Here is a 17,149-nt window from a genome sequence, read left to right on the forward strand (position 1 = left end):
AAGGTGTGGAGTTGACCGGTACTAATAGGCCGAGGGCTTGTCCTCAGTTGCTCGCGTCCACTGTGTTGGTTCTGAAACCACGAACGACCCCATGCCCGCGGGTGTGGTGCGGTTGTTGTCAGTTTCATAGTGTTTCGGTGGTCATAGCGTGGGGGAAACGCCCGGTTACATTCCGAACCCGGAAGCTAAGCCCCAGAGCGCCGATGGTACTGCAGGGGGGACCCTGTGGGAGAGTAGGACGCCGCCGAACAAATCGTGGGAAAGCCCCGCACCGATATGGTGCGGGGCTTTCTGCGTTTCAAAGGCGGGCCTTCACCCGCCTTTTCTGGCCGCTTTTCCTGGTCGTTGGGTTCTTTGTCAGAGGCGGCCCGCTGCTTTCAGCGCCAGATAGGCGTCGGCCAGTGCCGGCGCCAGGCTGTCCGGGGTCGCGTCGACGACGGTGACGCCGTGGCGGCGGAGCTGCTCCGCTGTCCGGTCGCGTTCGGTCTGGGCCTGGGCGGCCGCCGCTGCCTCGTACACCGCATCGGCGTTTCCGCGGGCCTTCGACATCTGGGCCAGGTGTGGGTCCGCGACCGATGCGAGCAGGACTGTGTGCCGCTGGGTGAGTTGAGCCAGTACGGGAAGCAGGCCCTCCTCGATGGGGGCCGCGTCGAGCGTGGTGAACAGGACGATCAGAGAACGGCGGGGAGCTGTCCGCAGGGCCGTGGCGGTGAGGCTTCGGACGTCGGTTTCGACGAGCTCCGGTTCGAGCGTGGCCATGGCGTTGACCAGGGACGGGAGGACATCGCCTGCAGACCGGCCCTGTACGAGGGCGCGGAGGCGGCGATCATGGGCGAGGAGGTCCACGCGGTCGCCGGCCCTGGAGGCGAGCGCCGCGAGGAGCAGGGCCGCGTCCATGGAGGCGTCGAGGCGGGGGATGTCGCCGACACGGCCCGCGGAAGTGCGGCCGGTGTCGAGGACGAGCAGGATGTGGCGGTCTCGCTCGGGGCGCCAGGTGCGTACCGCCACGGCGGACTGGCGGGCTGTGGCACGCCAGTCGATGGAGCGGGTGTCGTCGCCGGGAACGTACTCGCGCAGGCTGTCGAACTCCGTGCCCTCACCGCGGGTCAGGACGCTGGTGCGGCCGTCCAGTTCGCGCAGGCGGGCCAGTTTGGACGGCAGGTGCTTGCGACTGGTGAACGGCGGCAGCACCCGTACCGTCCAGGGAACCTGGTGCGTGCCCTGGCGGGCGAAGAGACCGAGCGGGCCGTAGGAGCGGATGGTGACACGGTCGGCCCGGCGGTCGCCTCGGCGGGTGGGACGCAGCCTGGTGGTGATGCGCCGGCGTTCACCGGCGGGGACCGACAGGAGGTGGCGGGAGGCCGCCACCTCGCTGCCGGGCTGCCAACTGCTGGGAGGCCAGGCGTCACGGATGCGGGCACGGAGCGGACGGCGGGACGTGTTGGTGAGTGTCAGGGTGACGTCCGCGCTGTCGCCCAGCCGCACCGAGGTGTCGCCGGAGCGGCTCAGGCCGAGCCTGCGTACGGGGGCGGCCAGGGCGAAGTCGCAGGCACAGGCCACCGCCAGGGGAGCGTTGACGGCGAGGATGCCCGTCCAGCCGGGTTCCCAGATGCCGACGGGGAGGGAGCCGAGTGCCGCGAGGAGGGCGGCGCGTCCGGTGAGGGCCATCAGCGGGGGACGGGGACGTGGGCGAGGATGGCGTTGATGACCGAGTCGGTCGTGACGCCTTCCATCTCGGCCTCCGGCCGGAGCTGTACGCGGTGGCGGAGGGTGGGGAGGGCGAGAGCCTTGACGTCGTCGGGGATGACGTAGTCGCGTCCCGTCAGCCAGGCCCAGGCGCGGGCGGTGGACAGGAGGGCGGTGGCTCCTCGGGGGGAGACGCCCAGGGCGAGGGACGGCGATTCGCGCGTGGCGCGGACGATGTCGACGACGTAGGCGGTGATCTCGGGGGAGACCGTCGTCCTGGCGACCGCGGCGCGGGCCGCTTCCAGGTCGGCGGCGCTCGCGACGGGGCGTACCCCGGCGGCGCGCAGGTCGCGGGGGTCGAAGCCCTCGGTGTGGCGGGTGAGGACGTCGATCTCGTCCTGGCGGGACGGGAGGGGGATGGTGAGCTTGAGGAGGAAGCGGTCGAGCTGTGCCTCGGGGAGGGGATAGGTGCCCTCGTACTCCACGGGGTTCTGGGTGGCGGCGACCAGGAAGGGCTCCGGGAGGAGACGGGGGGTGCCGTCGACGGTGACCTGGCGTTCCTCCATGGCCTCCAGGAGCGACGCCTGGGTCTTCGGGGGCGTGCGGTTGATCTCGTCGGCGAGGAAGAGGTTGGTGAAGACGGGGCCGGGCTGGAAGGAGAACTCCGCGGTGCGGGCGTCGTAGACCAGGGAGCCGGTGACGTCGCTCGGCATCAGGTCGGGGGTGAACTGGACGCGTTTGGTGTCGAGTTCCAGAGCAGCGGCGAGGGTGCGGACGAGAAGTGTCTTGGCGACGCCGGGAACGCCTTCGAGGAGCACGTGGCCGCGGCACAGCAGGGCGACGGCGAGGCCGGTGACAGCGGGGTCCTGGCCGACCACGGCTTTGGCGATCTCGGCGCGCAGGGCTTCCAGGGAGGCCCTGGCGGCGGCCGGATCCCCGGTGTGCGCGGCGTTGTCAGTGGTCGGGTCCATCATGGACGGCGTACCTCTCTTTCGAGGGCGTCGAGTCGGTCGGCGAGGGAGGTCAGGGCTGCGTCGTCGCCGGGCGGCGGGCCGAACAGGAGATCGTGCGGGGACGGCTGTCCATCGCCGTGCAGGCGGGCGGACAGGGCGGGCAGCAGGGCCTCGGGCGCGTGTGCCTGGGAGGCGGGGACGCCTACGAGGGGGGCGAGGCGGGTGCGCGTGGTGGAGCGAAGAGCGGCGGCCGCGCGGTCCCGGGCGTTCGCCTTGCGATAGAGGCGGGCGCGGCCTTCGACGGTTTCGGAGGCGCGGATCGCGACGGGAAGTCTTTCGGGCACGAGGGGGCCGAGCCGGCGTGCCCGCCACAGGGCGGCCAGGGCTGCGGCGATGAAGAGCTGCAGGGTGCCCCAGAGCCAGCCGGAGGGGAGCAGGTCGAAGAAGCCGCGTTCGCCGTCCTCGGAGGCGGCGGGAGCGTCGGCGAGTGAGGGGAGGTACCAGACCAGATGGGGGCGGGAGCCGAGGAGTTGGAGGGCGAGCGAGGCGTTGCCGTGCTCGTCGAGGTGTTCGTTGAGGAGGATGTCGGGAGCACCGATGAGGACGGTGTCGCCGTCGCCGGTGGCCGCGGGGATACGCAGCAGGGTGGCCAGGCGCTCGCTGGGGTAGCACTCGTCGGCGTCGAGATGGGTGGTGGTGTAGCGGATGCCGCCCGTGTCCGCGGTGCCCGCGCTGCGGGCGGCGGGCAGGGAGCAGCGGGGGGAGAGGGTGGAGCCGAAGCTGGTGACCGGGTCGGCGATGACACCCGGGGCGAGCCGGTCGACGGACGCGCTGCCGGAGGAGACCAGGACGGTGCGGCCGCCGGAGTCGGCGACCGCGGCGTGCAGTCTCGACTGCTGGCGGTGGGTCAGGCGGTCGGGGACGGCGACCAGGAGGGTCGTGTCGGGGTTCGCGGCGGCGGACGCCTCGTGCAAGGTGGTGACCACGCGCGTGTCCACACCGCGGTCGGCGAGGAGTTCGGCGACGGCGCGGCTGCCGTAGGGGTCGGCGGAGCGCGGGTCGAGTGCGCCGTGTCGGGCGTCGGAGCGGACCACGGCGATGACGACGGCCGCCGCGATCAGCAGGACGAGCGCGAGGGCGACACCTCGCGCGCGGGTCCACACCTGGCGGGCGGTGGGCGAGGCCGAGGTGGAGGGGAGCGTGACCTCGGTCGTCATCCGGCGGCTCCCTGGCGGGCGCTGCCGCCCGTGTCGTCGCTGCGGTCGCTGGTGTTCGTGCCGTTGCCGTGGCCGGCAGCGGTGCCCGCGAGCTGGGGTTTGCTGCGTTCCAGGTCACGGTCGAGTTCGGTGAGGTGCCGGTACGACTGTTCCGTCGCGGTCCGGCCGCCGTATGTGACGTCGTCGAAGCTCCGCGCGGCGGTGTGCAGCCGGTCGGTGTGGACGGGCAGGACGCGGCCCGCCTCGGCTGCCGCCTCGTCGGCGGTGCGGCCCGGGCGGATGTCGAGCAGGGCGCGTTCCTCCAGGGCGCGGACGACGGCGCGCATGCGTTCCTGCACGGCCTGGTTCCAGTGGCCCTGGGCGGCGTGTGCCTCGGCGGCCGCGCGGTGTTCGGCGGCGCTGCGGGGCCGGTCGTCGAACAGCGCGGGCGCGGAGGCCGGCCGGCGTCGCGGGGTGCCCAGCCGCCACCACAGGGCGCCCAGGACGGCGACCACGGCGGCGATGACGACGATCAGTCCGAGCGCGCCGCCGGGCGTCGCGGTGGCGGCGGCGTCGAACAGCTTGCCGACCCACTCCCAGAAGGCGTCCAGGGCCCGCTGGAACCAGCTGGGCTCGTTCTCGTGGTACATCTGCTTGGACAGCTCGCGCCGGGCAGCCTCCCGCGCGGGGTCGCGCGGGATGGTGACGGGCGGCTCGCCGTCGCCGCTCAGCAGCGTGTGCACGGCGCCGCCGACGGCTTCGGGCAGCGCCCGTGCCGAAGTGAGAACTCCCCCCACGGTGTGCACCCGCTCAGCTCCCCGGGGTGGTGCCGGGACCGTAGCCCTGGACGCCGGCGGCGCGGCCCAGTTCGAGGTCGAGGGCTTCGCGGCGGATGCGCTGGTCGACGTAGAGGAGCACGGCGACGCCGGCCGTGATCGGGAACGTGATCGTGGAGCCGATGACCGCGCCGATCCCGCTGATGATGAGGAAGGCCCAGCCGATGTCACCGCCTGCGCTGTCGAGGAAAGCGGAGACGCCGTCACTGCTGAACACCGTGGCGAGAAGGGCGAAGGGGATGATGATGATCGACGCGACGACGTTCGCGATGATCAATGCGAGCAGTTGGATGCCGAAGATCCGCCACCAGGAGCCGCGCACCAGCTTCGCGGACCGGCTCAGCGCCTTCATGACGCCCTGCTTCTCCAGCATCAGCGCGGGCGGGGACAGCGAGAAGCGGACCCACAGCCACACGGTGACGAGGATGCCGCCGATGCTGCCCAGCACGGTGAGCGCCACGCCGGGCGGCCCGCCCACGAGGATGCCGGGCAGCGCGCCCACGGCGATGGCGACGAAAGTGATGAGCAGCAGCAGGAAAATCAGGCCGCACAGTTTCAGGACCTGGGGGCGGGCGTCGCGCCAGGCCTCGGCGGCGGTGACCGAGGTGCCGAGCACGGCACGGCTGGTGACCGTCGCGAGCAGGGCGGTGGCGGCGAGGGTGCCGATCAGGGTGATCACGGAGACCACCCCGCTGTTGAGCATGGAGACGCCCAGGGCGCCGGTCAGCTCGTCGAGGGTGGCGCTCGGGTCGCCGAGTACCGCGGCGCTGGAGCTGTTCAGGAAGAGTCCCTGGACGAGGACGACGACGATCTGGATGAGGACGGCGATGGTCAGCGAGATGCCGAGGACCGTGCGCCAGTGGGTGCGCATGGTGGAGACCGCGCCGTCGAGGATCTCGCCCACACCGAGCGGGCGGAGCGGGATCACACCGGGCTTTGCGGCGGGCGGGGGGCCGCCCCAGCCGCCGCCCCAGGCCCCGTAACCGCCGGGGCCTCCGTAACCACCTGGGCCGCCGTATCCTCCGGGCCCCGCGGGGCCGCCGGGGGGCGGGGTGCCCCATCCCGGGCCGGGCGGTGCGGGCGGGGGAACCCGGCCGGGGCCCGTGGCGCCGGGCGGGCCGGTGGGCGCGGACCACTGGCTGGGCGGCTGCTCCTTCGACCACTTGACGCCGGGCCCCTGGGGCGCGTTCTGCCCCGGCTGCTCGGGGTTCGGGCGGTCTGCGGGCCCGGCAGGTCGGGACTCGCCCGGCTCCTGCCCGTCGGACGGGGCGGATCCGGGCGAGGCCCAGCCCGGAGTGTCGTTCATCGTCGCTCCTTCACGGTGCCCGTCCGCGGTCGCGGCGGCAGGTTCGCAGCCATCGTGCCATGGGGGGTTCGTCAACGGACCTGCCGGACCTGCCGGATCTGCCGAGGGACGGGCTGCACCTTCAATTGTCCGTGCCGCAGGGGGCAGACTGACCGCATGGCTGATCAGTACGCACACGGCGGCGACAACAAGCGGCCGACCGAGATCCCTGCGCTCCGCTGGGAGGAGCCACCCGAAGGGCCCGTTCTGATCCTTCTCGACCAGAGGAGACTGCCGGCCGAGGAGGTCGAGCTGGTCTGCACGGACGCGTCCGCGCTGGTGGAGGCGATCCGCTCGCTGGCCGTGCGTGGTGCGCCGCTGCTGGGCATCGCCGGTGCGTACGGCGTCGCACTCGCCGCCGCGCGGGGCTTCGACGTGGACGACGCCGCGGCCGCGCTGGAGAGCGCCCGGCCCACCGCGGTGAACCTCGCGGTGGGGGTGCGCCGGGCCCTCTCCGCCCACCAGGGCGTCATCGCCCGGGGCGGCGACGAACGGAAGGCGGCGGTGGCCGCGCTGACCGCGGCACGGCGGCTGCACCGCGAGGACGCCGAAGCCAGCGCGCGGATGGCCGAGCACGGACTGGCGCTGCTGGACGAGCTGCTGCCCGGTGGCGGACACCGGATCCTCACCCACTGCAACACCGGCTCACTGGTGTCGGGCGGCGAGGGAACGGCGTTCGCGGTGGCGCTGGCGGCGCACCGGGCGGGCCGGCTCAGGCGGCTGTGGGTGGACGAAACGCGTCCGTTGCTGCAAGGTGCTCGCCTGACGGCATACGAGGCGGCCCGCAGCGCAATGGCGTACACCCTGCTCACCGACAGCGCGGCGGGATCGCTGTTCGCGGCCGGTGAGGTGGACGCGGTACTCATAGGGGCGGACCGCATCGCGGCCGACGGTTCGGTGGCGAACAAGGTGGGGAGCTATCCGCTCGCGGTGCTGGCGCGGTACCACCACGTGCCGTTCATCGTCGTGGCCCCGGTGACGACGGTGGATCCGCAGACGCCGGACGGGGCGTCCATCGAGGTCGAGCAGCGCCCCGGACATGAAGTGACCGAGGTCACCGCACCGCGGGTGCCGGTGGCCGGAACCGAAGCGGGAGGCGGGATTCTTGTGGCACCCCTGGGGACCCAGGCGTACAACCCGGCGTTCGACGTGACACCACCGGAACTGGTGACGGCGATCGTCACGGAGGAAGGTGCCGTCTCACCCGTGACGACCGAGGCCCTGGCCGAGCTGTGCGCCAGGTCACGCCCGGTCACGATGAGCTAATGGGATGATGTCGTTTATGAAGGGACGAGTCCTTGTCGTCGACGACGACACCGCACTGGCCGAGATGCTCGGCATTGTGCTGCGTGGTGAAGGTTTTGAACCGTCTTTCGTAGCCGACGGCGACAAGGCGCTGGCCGCTTTCCGTGAGGCCAAGCCCGACCTGGTGCTGCTCGATCTGATGCTGCCCGGCCGGGACGGTATCGAGGTGTGCCGCCTGATCAGGGCGGAGTCCGGTGTGCCGATCGTGATGCTCACGGCGAAGAGCGACACCGTCGATGTCGTGGTGGGCCTGGAGTCCGGTGCCGACGACTACATCGTCAAGCCGTTCAAGCCGAAGGAACTGGTCGCCCGGATCCGGGCGCGGCTGCGCAGGTCGGAGGAGCCGGCGCCGGAACAGCTCGCCATCGGCGACCTGGTGATCGACGTGGCCGGGCACTCCGTGAAGCGGGAGGGGCAGTCGATCGCGCTGACCCCGCTGGAGTTCGACCTGCTGGTCGCGCTGGCCCGCAAGCCGTGGCAGGTGTTCACGCGGGAGGTGCTGCTGGAACAGGTCTGGGGGTACCGTCACGCGGCCGACACCCGGCTGGTGAACGTCCATGTCCAGCGGCTGCGCTCCAAGGTCGAGAAGGACCCGGAGAAGCCGGAGATCGTGGTGACCGTCCGTGGCGTCGGATACAAGGCAGGACCGAGCTGACATGTCCGGGGACAGTGCCGCTCCGGCGCCCGGCCGGTCCGGGGACCGATCGGAGCGGCCTGTCGGCCGGTCGTCCGGCAGCCGGGCGTCAGGGCGCTCCCGCTGGGGGCGCCTGCTCAAGGACGGGCTGCTGCAGGGCGGGGTCCAGGGCAGCCCGGTGATCCGCCTGTTCGTCCGCTGGGTGCGTCGGCCGTTGTTGCCCGTCATGCGGCTGTGGCGGCGGAACATCCAGCTGAAGGTCGTCGCCACCACGCTGCTGATGTCGCTGGGCGTGGTCCTGCTGCTGGGCTTCGTCGTCATCGGCCAGGTGCGCAACGGTCTGCTGGACGCCAAGGTGAAGGCGTCGCAGATCCAGGCCACTGGCGGGTTCGCGGTGGCCAAGCAGCAGGCAGACGAGGCCACGAGCGGCACCGGCGAGAACGCGGTCGCGGTGGGCGACCGGTCCTCGCAGAGCGTCATCCAGTGGATGAGTGACCTCGTGGAGTCGCTCTCCAGCGGCGGCCAGGGCGCCTTCGACGTGGTCACCCTGCCCATGGGCGACGAGAGCGGCGGCGGGCGCGGCCCGCGTGCCTCGGGGCACGTCGACCCGTCGCAGAGCGTGCCCGGGGACCTGCGGGACAAGATCGACACCAACCCCTCGGCGGCGCAGCGGTACACGCGGATCGTCTACAGCAACGGCGCGGACTCGCAGCCCGGCCTGGTCATCGGCAAGCAGGTCAACGACCCCAACGGTGATCCGTACCAGCTGTACTACCTCTTCCCGCTCACGCAGGAGGAGAAGTCGCTGAGCCTGGTCAAGGGCACTCTGGCGACCGCGGGGCTGTTCGTCGTCGTCCTCCTCGGGGCGATCGCCTGGCTCGTGGTGCGGCAGGTCGTGACGCCGGTGCGGATGGCCGCCGGGATCGCGGAGCGGCTGTCCGCCGGGCGTCTCCAGGAACGGATGAAGGTCACCGGTGAGGACGACATCGCGCGGCTCGGCGAGGCCTTCAACAAGATGGCGCAGAACCTCCAGCTGAAGATCAACCAGCTCGAGGAACTGTCGCGGATGCAGCGCCGTTTCGTGTCGGACGTGTCCCACGAACTGCGGACGCCGCTGACGACCGTACGGATGGCCGCGGACGTCATCCATGAGGCGCGTGAGGACTTCGACCCGGTCACCGCGCGGTCGGCCGAACTGCTCGCGGACCAGATCGACCGGTTCGAGTCGCTGCTTTCGGACCTGCTGGAGATCAGCCGCTTCGACGCGGGCGCGGCGGCGCTCGAGGCGGAGCCGATAGACCTGCGCGAAGTCGTACGGCGCGTGGTCAGCGGGGCCGAGCCGCTCGCCGAGCGCAAGGGCACGCCGATCAAGATCGTCGGCGACCAGCAGCCCGTCGTCGCCGAGGCCGACGCGCGGCGCGTGGAGCGCGTCCTGCGCAACCTCGTCGTCAACGCCGTGGAGCACGGAGACGGCAAGGACGTCGTCGTCAAGCTCGCCGCGGCGGGCGGGGCGGTCGCGGTCGCGGTGCGGGACTACGGTGTCGGGCTCAAGCCCGGTGAGGCGACCCGGGTCTTCAGCCGCTTCTGGCGGGCGGACCCGGCCCGCGCGCGGACCACCGGCGGTACGGGACTGGGGCTGTCCATCGCCCTGGAGGACGCACGGCTGCACGGCGGCTGGCTCCAGGCATGGGGCGAGCCGGGCGGCGGCTCGCAGTTCCGGCTGACGCTGCCCAGGACGGCCGACGAGCCGTTGCGGGGCTCCCCGATCCCCCTGGAGCCCAGGGACTCACGGCGCAACGGCGGACTCCGCGGCGCCGGAGAGCCGCAGGGCGGCGGGAACGGCGGGAACGGCGGGAAACAGTCCACCGTGCCCGCGCGGTCCGTGGACACCGACGGATCGGCCCGCGCGGCCCGCGATCCGCTCGCGACGCTCTCGGCCACCGTGGCCCCCACGGCCGATCCGACGGCACTGCCCGGCAACGGCGCGCGCGTGGTGTCGCGGCCGTCGGGGGGCGGGGCGCGGCAGGGAGAGCCGGCGGGGGCCGGGGAGCCGGCCGACGCCGAGGCGGGCGCCGGTTTCGGCGAGCCCGGCGGGGAGAACGGGACGACGGCCCCGGGGAACGGGACGACGGCCCCGGACCGGCGGGAGAACGAACCCGAGGACCGGCCCGGGGGCCGGCAGACGGACAGGCAAGGGGAGGCTTCGCGTGGGCGGTGAGCGCGCAGGGCGCTGCAGGACGGCACCGGCACGAATGGTGGCGTGCGCCACCAGCGGTGTCGTACTGCTGGCCGGGTGCGCCTCGATGCCCGACAGCGGGGATGTGCGGGGTGTGGAGTCCACGCCCCGCCAGGACGCGCAGGTGCGGGTGTTCGCGATGCCGCCGAGTGAGGATGCGGCGCCGCACCAGATCGTGCAGGGCTTCCTGGAGGCGCTGACCAGTGACGATCCGGACTACAGCACCGCGCGCCGGTATCTGACCGCCGAGGCGGCGAAGGCCTGGCAGCCGGAGCTGTCCACCACGGTGCTGGCGGACGGGCCGGGTGCCCAGGCCGGCCCGTCGGGCCGCGAGGACGACGGGGAGCTCTCCTTCAAGCTGACCGGCGACAAGGTCGCCACCGTGGACGCGCAGCAGGCGTACACGGCCGACTCCGGGCCGTACGACCAGCTCGTGCACCTCACACAGGACGTGAAGACCCGACAGTGGCGCATCGACGGGGTGCCGCAGGGCGTCGTCATGGGCAAGTCGGACTTCCAGCGCAACTACATGTCCGTCAGCAAGTACTACTTCGCCTCGAACACCGCGGGAGCCGGTGGGTCCGAGGCGGACGGGCCGCCGGTGGCGGTCGCCGACCCGGTCTACGTGCGCAGTCACGTGGAGCCCACCACCCAGATGGTCCGCTCCCTCCTGGGCGGGCCCACGAACTGGCTGGACCCGGTCGTCAGGTCGAGCTTCCCCACGGGTACGGCGCTGCGTGAGGACGCCGGTCCGCTGACGGCGGACGACCAGGGCAGGCTGACCGTGCCGCTCAACGACAAGGCGTCCGACGTCGGTGCCAAGAGGTGCGGGGAGATGGCGGCCCAGCTGCTGTTCACGCTGCGCAACCTCAGCCCCGCCGTGGACGAGGTCGAGCTGCGGGCCGCCGGGAAGAAGCTGTGCTCGCTGGCCCAGGGGGCCACCGAGAGAGTGGCCGACCGGGGGTCGCTGGACCACCCCGACTACCTGTACTTCATCGACGAGGAGCACCGGCTGGTACGGATCGTCGCGGGCGACGACGCCACCCAGCCGGATCCGGTGCCGGGGCCGCTCGGCGAGGGCGCGGCGCCGCTGCGGTCGGTGGCGGTCTCGCGGGACGAGCGCACCGCGGCCGGGGTCGCGCTCGACGGGAAGTCGCTGTACGTCGGATCGCTGGTGCCGGGCGGTTCGCTCGGGGAGCCCGTGTTGACCAGCGCGGGCAAGTCCGAGGGCGACCGGCTGACCGCGCCCAGCTGGGACGCGCACGGCGGCCTGTGGGTGGCCGACCAGGACCCGGGGAACCCCCGGCTGCTCCTGCTGGAGGAGGGCGGGGGCGAGCCGCTGGAAGTACGCACACCGGGCCTGGACGGGCGGATCCAGGCGGTCCGGGTCGCCGCCGACGGGGTCAGGGTCGCGCTCGTCGTGGCCAAGGGCGACCGGCGGTCCCTGATGATCGGGCGGATCGAGCGGGACGGCCCGGACGGGCAGGAACGGACCACGGGCGAGCGGCCGACCGTCACCGTGCTGGAACTGCGGCCCGCGACGCCGGAGTTGGAGAAGGTCACCGCCATGTCCTGGACCGGGGACAGCCGGCTCGTGGTGGTCGGGCGGGAGGAAGGGGGTGTGGAGCAGATGCGGTACGTCGAGGTCGACGGCTCCATACCCGAGGTGCCCCAGCCCGCCGCCCTGACCGGCGTCAAGGCGGTGACCGCCTCCCCCGACGAACGGGTACCGCTGGTGGCGTACTCGGTGGACGGGATCGTGCGGCTGTCATCGGGTGCGCAGTGGCAGCAGGTGACGGAGGGGACCGCGCCGGTCTATCCGGGGTGACCGGTCCGTCCGGGGTGACCGGGCTGCGGGCCGTGCGAAGTTTTCCACAGGGGTGGCCGGAGGCCGCGGGCGTTGGCACAGTGGGGCCATGCGGGGCTGGTGGCAGGACCTGAGCGACCTGGTGCTCCCTGCCGAGTGCGGCGGGTGCGGCAGACCTCGTGCGGTGCTCTGCGAGCGGTGCCGTACGGCACTGAGCGGCGCCGCGCCGCGCGGGGTGTGCCCGGTGCCGCGGCCGGCCGGGCTGCCGGTCGTGCACGCCGCCGCCCCCTACGCGGACGAGGTGCGTGCCGCGCTGCTGGCCCACAAGGAGCGGGGCGCCCTGGCCCTCTCCCGGCCGCTGGGCGAGGCCCTGGCGAAAGCGGTGCGCGCGGGGCTGCGGGAGACGGGTCTGCTGGAGGCGGCGCGGTCGGGCCCCGGTGGGGTCCCGGGGGCGGTCCTGCTGGTGCCCGTGCCGTCCGCGCGGCGGGCCGTGCGGGCCCGTGGACACGACCCGGCGCTACGGATCGCGCGGGCGGCGGCGGGTGCGCTGCGGCGCCAGGGGCTACCCGTTTCGGTGCTGCCCGCGTTGCGGCATCGGCGGGACGTGGCCGACCAGTCGGGGCTCGACGCCCGGCGGCGGCTGGCCAATCTCGCCGGTGCGCTGGCGGTGGCGCCGGGCTGTGACCGGCTGCTGCGCGAGGGTTCCGTCGTGCTCGTCGACGACCTGATGACGACCGGGGCGTCGCTGGCGGAGGCCGCGCGCGCGGTGCGTCTCGCCTCGCACACCGAGCCGCGTGCGGGGGCGCTTGTGGGGGCGCGGGGGGCGCGAGGGGCGCGCATGGAGGTGGATGTCGGGCCTGATTCGAGTATTTCGGCGTCCGCGTTCGTGTACAGGGGTGAGACATGGGAAAGGAGAGGGGCACGAGGGGAAAGACAAGAACGACGGGTACGACGGGCACGACGGGAACAACGAAACGGATCGGCTCACGAGAGGGTGGATCAAGGGTCAGGCCGTTCGCCCCTGGCGGCGGGTACGGGTGGGGCCGATCGGCCCATTGACGTGAAGTGCGCGGCGGTTGTTGCGGCTTCACCAGATTCTTTCGAAATAAACCGGAACTGACTGGGAACTTGCATCGTTGCAGGTAGTGAGAGGGTAAATTCACCTGAACGGAGGTACGCGACAGTAGAGGGTGACGACATCCGTCCGGGCGAGATATGTTCGGTTGAGAGGGAAAGCCGCAGGCCACACCTCTCGAATCCGAATGCCGTGCCACGGGTTTTCTGTTATCACCCGGGCTGGTGGACTGGAGATCTCGTCCATGGGGGATGGAGGTGGAAGTCACCGAGTCCGAGGTTCCGGGGTCGACCGGGGCCTGGTGCAAAAGGGAGACGCTCCGCACCGAGGCGGAGTGATCCGGGAACGGAGTTCTGCGTGGACATCGTCGTCAAGGGCCGCAAGATCGAGGTGCCCGAGCGGTTCCGGAAGCACGTGGCCGAGAAGCTGAAGCTGGAGAGGATCCAGAAGCTCGACGGCAAGGTGATCAGCCTCGACGTCGAGGTGTCCAAGGAGCCCAACCCCCGGCAGGCCGACCGCAGCGCCCGAGTGGAGATCACGCTCCATTCCCGCGGTCCGGTGATCCGGGCGGAGGCAGCGGCGAGCGACCCGTACGCGGCGCTCGACCTGGCAGCGGAGAAGCTGGACGCACGGCTGCGCAAGCAGCACGACAAGCGTTATTCACGGCGCGGCGCGCGCAGGATCTCGGCAGCGGAGGTCCCCGACCACGTCCCGGGCGCGGCGACGCTCAACGGGACGGGCGCGCATTCCCCCGAGGAGGGGCAGGACGCAGTCCCCACCAAGAAGATCGGCACGCTGGAAGTACAGGGTGACGGTCCCCTCGTCGTCCGCGAGAAGACCCACGTGGCCGCCCCCATGACCCTCGATCAGGCCCTCTACGAGATGGAATTGGTCGGGCACGACTTCTACCTGTTCGTCGACTCCGAGACGAAGGAACCCAGTGTCGTCTACCGGCGGCACGCCTACGACTACGGCGTGATCCACCTCAGCACGGACACCATGGTCACGCAGCCGCATGCTCCCGAGGCGGGCGGGCCCCTCGGCGGCTGACAGTGGCTGAACCGGTGCCCCTGGGTGCGCGCGCGTGCGCCCCCAGGGGCACCGGTGTGCGACCACTTCGCGTCCCCCGGCGGCACCCCGGTGTCGTCCGGGCATGGAATCATGGCGGCAACGGCCCAATCGGTGGGCCGTTGCCTTGGGTTGGCGATGGCTCACGACCACGGCCACAGCCTTCAGGGGGAGGAACGATGGCGGACAGCTTCGGCCCTATGCGTGGAGAGGACTCCGACGACGGCGTCACCGGCATGGGACCGCACGCGGGCTCCAGGTACCAGGAGTCGGCCGGTGAACCGGCCGAGGAGGCGAGCAAGGAGCCGATCAGGGTTCTGGTGGTGGACGACCACGCGCTGTTCCGCCGGGGACTGGAGATCGTCCTCGCGGCCGAGGAGGACATCCAGGTCGTCGGCGAGGCGGGGGATGGCGCCGAGGCCGTGGAGAAGGCCGCGGACCTGCTGCCGGACATCGTCCTGATGGATGTGCGGATGCCCAAGCGGGGCGGCATCGAGGCGTGCACCTCCATCAAGGAGGTGGCCCCCAGCGCGAAGATCATCATGTTGACGATCAGTGACGAGGAGGCCGATCTCTACGACGCCATCAAGGCGGGTGCGACCGGCTACCTCCTCAAGGAGATCTCCACGGACGAGGTGGCCACCGCCATTCGAGCGGTGGCCGACGGGCAGTCGCAGATCAGCCCTTCCATGGCGTCGAAGCTGCTCACCGAGTTCAAGTCGATGATCCAGCGCACCGACGAGCGTCGGCTGGTACCCGCGCCCCGGCTGACGGACCGTGAGCTCGAAGTGCTCAAGCTCGTCGCCACGGGGATGAACAACCGCGACATCGCCAAGGAGCTGTTCATCTCCGAGAACACCGTGAAGAACCACGTGCGCAACATCCTGGAGAAGCTGCAGCTGCACTCCAGGATGGAGGCGGTGGTCTACGCGATGCGGGAGAAGATCCTCGAGATCCGGTGACGTCAGGCGAGGGCGCGGGTCAGTTCCCGGGTGAGCTGTTCGCGCAGTTCGGGCGCGTCGACGCGCTCCACGCGGACGTTCGTGCAGTCCACCCAGCTCGCCGCCTCGACCAGGGCCTGCGCGACGGCGGGGACCGCCTTGGGGCCGTCCAGTGTGATCTGCCTGGCCACCAGCGTGCGGCCCTCGCGCGCCGGGTCGACGCGGCCGACCAGCCGGCCACCGGCGAGTACGGGCATCGCGAAGTAGCCGTGCACCCGCTTCTGTTTCGGCACGTAGGCCTCCAGGCGGTGAGTGAAGCCGAAGAGCCGCTCGGTGCGCGCCCGCTCCCACACCAGGGAGTCGAACGGGGACAGCAGCGTCGTACGGTGACGTCCGCGCGGAGGCGCGGCGAGGGCCTCCGGATCGGCCCAGGCCGGCTTGGACCAGCCCTCGACCGTGACCGGCACCAGGCCCGAGTCGGCGATCACCGCGTCGACCTGCTCGCCCTTGAGACGGTGGTAGTCGGCGAGGTCCGCGCGGGTCCCGACGCCGAGGGACCGGCCGGCCAGACGGACCAGGCGGCGCAGGCACTCGGCGTCGTCCAGCTCGTCGTGCAGCAGGGCGTCGGGGATCGCGCGTTCGGCGAGGTCGTAGACCCGCTTCCAGCCGCGGCGCTCGACGCACACCACCTCGCCGTACATCAGGGCCCGCTCGACGGCGACCTTGGCACCGGACCAGTCCCACCACTCGCTGGTGCGTTTCGCGCCGCCCAACTCCGTGGCCGTGAGCGGGCCCTGGGCGCGGAGCTGCTTGACGACCCGGTCGTAGGCGCCGTCGGGAAGCTCGTGGTTCCAGTGCGGGCGGCCGCGGTAGGCGCGGCGGCGGAAGGCGAAGTGCGGCCACTCCTCGACGGGCAGGACGCAGGCCGCGTGCGACCAGTACTCGAACGCGTGCGGCGGCTGGGCGCCGGCCTTCCAGTACGCGGTCTCGACCGTTTCCCGGCCCACGGCGCCGAGGCGGGCGTAGGGGATGAGTTCGTGGGAGCGGGCGAGGACGGAGATGGTGTCGAGCTGCACCGCGCCCAGGTGACGCAGGACCCCCCGGACGCCGGAACGGCGGTCGGGGGCGCCCAGGAAGCCCTGGGCGTGCAGGGCGATGCGGCGGGCCTCTGCCGCCGAAAGGTCCGTGGCCGGACGCGGGAGAGTCGTCATACGTCCGCACGATAGAGGGCGGCGCTGACACCGGGCCCGGGTCCGGACGGACGCCGCCCCCTCCTCCGCTCCCGCCCCCCACCCGCCCCTCTTCCGCTCCCTCACCCGCTCACTCCCCGGCGGGCAGGTACGGCGTCGTGGACGGGAGTCCCAGGTCGGACGGCAGCAGGGAGCCCACCCAGCAGTCCCGCAGCACGTCCTTGTTGTTGATCGCGGAGCGCAGGGTGCCCTCGATGACGAAGCCCGCCCGTTCCGCCACCGCGCGGGAGGCCCGGTTGCCCACCTCGGCGCGCCATTCCACCCGGTCGATCGACATCTTCGTGAAGGCCCAGCGGGAGACGGTGACGACGGCCTCGGTCATGTAGCCGTGGCCGCGGTGCTCCTTGACGCCCCAATAGCCGATCTCGCCCACCCCCGGGGAGCGCATCGTGACGCCGAGCATGCCCGTGAACTCCCCGGAGCGGAGGAAGACGCCGAAGGTGAACATCGAACCGTCCGCCCAGCCGTCCGGACACATCTGCTCCGTGAAGCCCCGCGCGTGCTCGGGAAGATAGGGGGAGGGGACCGTGGTCCAGCGCTGGATGTCGGTGTCCTGGCAGGCGGCGTACACCGCGTCGGTGTCCTGCGGGCCGACCGTGCGCAGCAGAAGGCGGTCGGTGGTGAGCGTGACGGGTTCCATCGGCCGATTCTGCTCGTGGGGGAGTGATCGGCGCCAACCGTTTGCCGTACGTGAGGAAATGGTCACCCTTCGCACAATTCGACGGGTGGAGCGGCACCATCCGTGGGCTCCGGACGTTGTCCTCTTTGAAGCAGCCGTGAAACGGATATGAAGCCGTGCGTGGTCACCGTCGCGGCA

Annotated in this window: 14 protein-coding genes and 1 rRNA gene; 8 read left to right on the forward strand and 7 right to left on the reverse strand. The window is 71.9% G+C overall.

Annotated elements, in window-relative coordinates; genetic code table 11:
- Positions 1–133 precede the first annotated feature (133 nt).
- Positions 134–250, forward strand: a 5S ribosomal RNA gene (rrf, locus tag JL475_RS11805).
- Positions 251–357: 107 nt separating this feature from the next.
- On the opposite strand, the gene JL475_RS11810 is transcribed toward rrf, so the two are convergent.
- Genes JL475_RS11810 through JL475_RS11830 form a run of 5 tightly spaced genes read right to left on the reverse strand, consistent with a single transcriptional unit; the run spans position 358 to position 5,977 of the window.
- The gene (locus JL475_RS11810) at positions 358–1,668 is read right to left on the reverse strand and encodes a DUF58 domain-containing protein (RefSeq protein ID WP_202277514.1); all 1,311 of its coding nucleotides are present in this window, start codon (positions 1,666–1,668) and stop codon (positions 358–360) included.
- The gene (locus JL475_RS11815) at positions 1,668–2,657 is read right to left on the reverse strand and encodes a MoxR family ATPase (RefSeq protein WP_202277648.1); all 990 of its coding nucleotides are present in this window, start codon (positions 2,655–2,657) and stop codon (positions 1,668–1,670) included. Before JL475_RS11815 ends, JL475_RS11810 begins: the two co-directional genes overlap by 1 nt.
- Positions 2,657–3,856 carry a DUF4350 domain-containing protein gene (locus tag JL475_RS11820; RefSeq protein ID WP_202277515.1) on the reverse strand — a complete coding sequence of 400 codons (1,200 nt, stop codon included), beginning with the start codon at positions 3,854–3,856 and terminating at the stop codon, positions 2,657–2,659. Before JL475_RS11820 ends, JL475_RS11815 begins: the two co-directional genes overlap by 1 nt.
- Positions 3,853–4,641 (reverse strand): DUF4129 domain-containing protein, encoded by a 789-nt coding sequence (locus JL475_RS11825; protein WP_202277516.1) that lies wholly within the window; start codon positions 4,639–4,641, stop codon positions 3,853–3,855. The genes JL475_RS11820 and JL475_RS11825 overlap by 4 nt, the downstream gene beginning before the upstream one ends.
- 4 nt (positions 4,642–4,645) lie before the next feature.
- Positions 4,646–5,977, reverse strand: coding sequence for a glycerophosphoryl diester phosphodiesterase membrane domain-containing protein (locus JL475_RS11830; RefSeq protein WP_202277517.1), 1,332 nt, complete (start codon positions 5,975–5,977; stop codon positions 4,646–4,648).
- Between the two features lie 156 nt (positions 5,978–6,133).
- Between JL475_RS11830 and mtnA the strand changes: the two genes are divergently transcribed.
- The 7 genes from mtnA (at position 6,134) to JL475_RS11865 (ending at position 15,103) form a co-directional block, all read left to right on the forward strand.
- Positions 6,134–7,282, forward strand: coding sequence for an S-methyl-5-thioribose-1-phosphate isomerase (gene mtnA / locus JL475_RS11835; RefSeq protein WP_202277518.1), 1,149 nt, complete (start codon positions 6,134–6,136; stop codon positions 7,280–7,282).
- A 4-nt stretch (positions 7,283–7,286) separates the two neighbouring features.
- Positions 7,287–7,976 (forward strand): two-component system response regulator MtrA, encoded by a 690-nt coding sequence (mtrA, locus tag JL475_RS11840; protein ID WP_193478414.1) that lies wholly within the window; start codon positions 7,287–7,289, stop codon positions 7,974–7,976.
- 1 nt (position 7,977) lies between these two features.
- Entirely contained in the window at positions 7,978–10,173 is a 2,196-nt protein-coding gene (gene mtrB / locus JL475_RS11845) for an MtrAB system histidine kinase MtrB (protein ID WP_202277519.1), read from the forward strand.
- A gap of 34 nt (positions 10,174–10,207) precedes the next feature.
- Entirely contained in the window at positions 10,208–12,019 is a 1,812-nt protein-coding gene (locus JL475_RS11850; protein ID WP_202277520.1) for an LpqB family beta-propeller domain-containing protein, read from the forward strand.
- A gap of 88 nt (positions 12,020–12,107) precedes the next feature.
- Positions 12,108–13,118, forward strand: coding sequence for a ComF family protein (locus JL475_RS11855; RefSeq protein ID WP_202277521.1), 1,011 nt, complete (start codon positions 12,108–12,110; stop codon positions 13,116–13,118).
- A gap of 312 nt (positions 13,119–13,430) precedes the next feature.
- Positions 13,431–14,123, forward strand: coding sequence for a ribosome-associated translation inhibitor RaiA (gene raiA, locus JL475_RS11860; protein ID WP_109378276.1), 693 nt, complete (start codon positions 13,431–13,433; stop codon positions 14,121–14,123).
- Positions 14,124–14,320: 197 nt separating this feature from the next.
- Positions 14,321–15,103, forward strand: coding sequence for a response regulator transcription factor (locus tag JL475_RS11865; protein ID WP_202277522.1), 783 nt, complete (start codon positions 14,321–14,323; stop codon positions 15,101–15,103).
- Between the two features lie 2 nt (positions 15,104–15,105).
- On the opposite strand, the gene JL475_RS11870 is transcribed toward JL475_RS11865, so the two are convergent.
- The gene (locus JL475_RS11870; RefSeq protein WP_202277523.1) at positions 15,106–16,293 is read right to left on the reverse strand and encodes a winged helix-turn-helix domain-containing protein; all 1,188 of its coding nucleotides are present in this window, start codon (positions 16,291–16,293) and stop codon (positions 15,106–15,108) included.
- Between the two features lie 109 nt (positions 16,294–16,402).
- On the reverse strand, positions 16,403–16,972 hold the full coding sequence (locus JL475_RS11875) for a GNAT family N-acetyltransferase (RefSeq protein ID WP_202277524.1): 570 nt from the start codon (positions 16,970–16,972) through the stop codon (positions 16,403–16,405).
- Between the last annotated feature and the right edge of the window lie 177 nt (positions 16,973–17,149).

The organism is Streptomyces sp. M2CJ-2 (assembly GCF_016757295.1).
GTDB lineage: Bacteria > Actinomycetota > Actinomycetes > Streptomycetales > Streptomycetaceae > Streptomyces.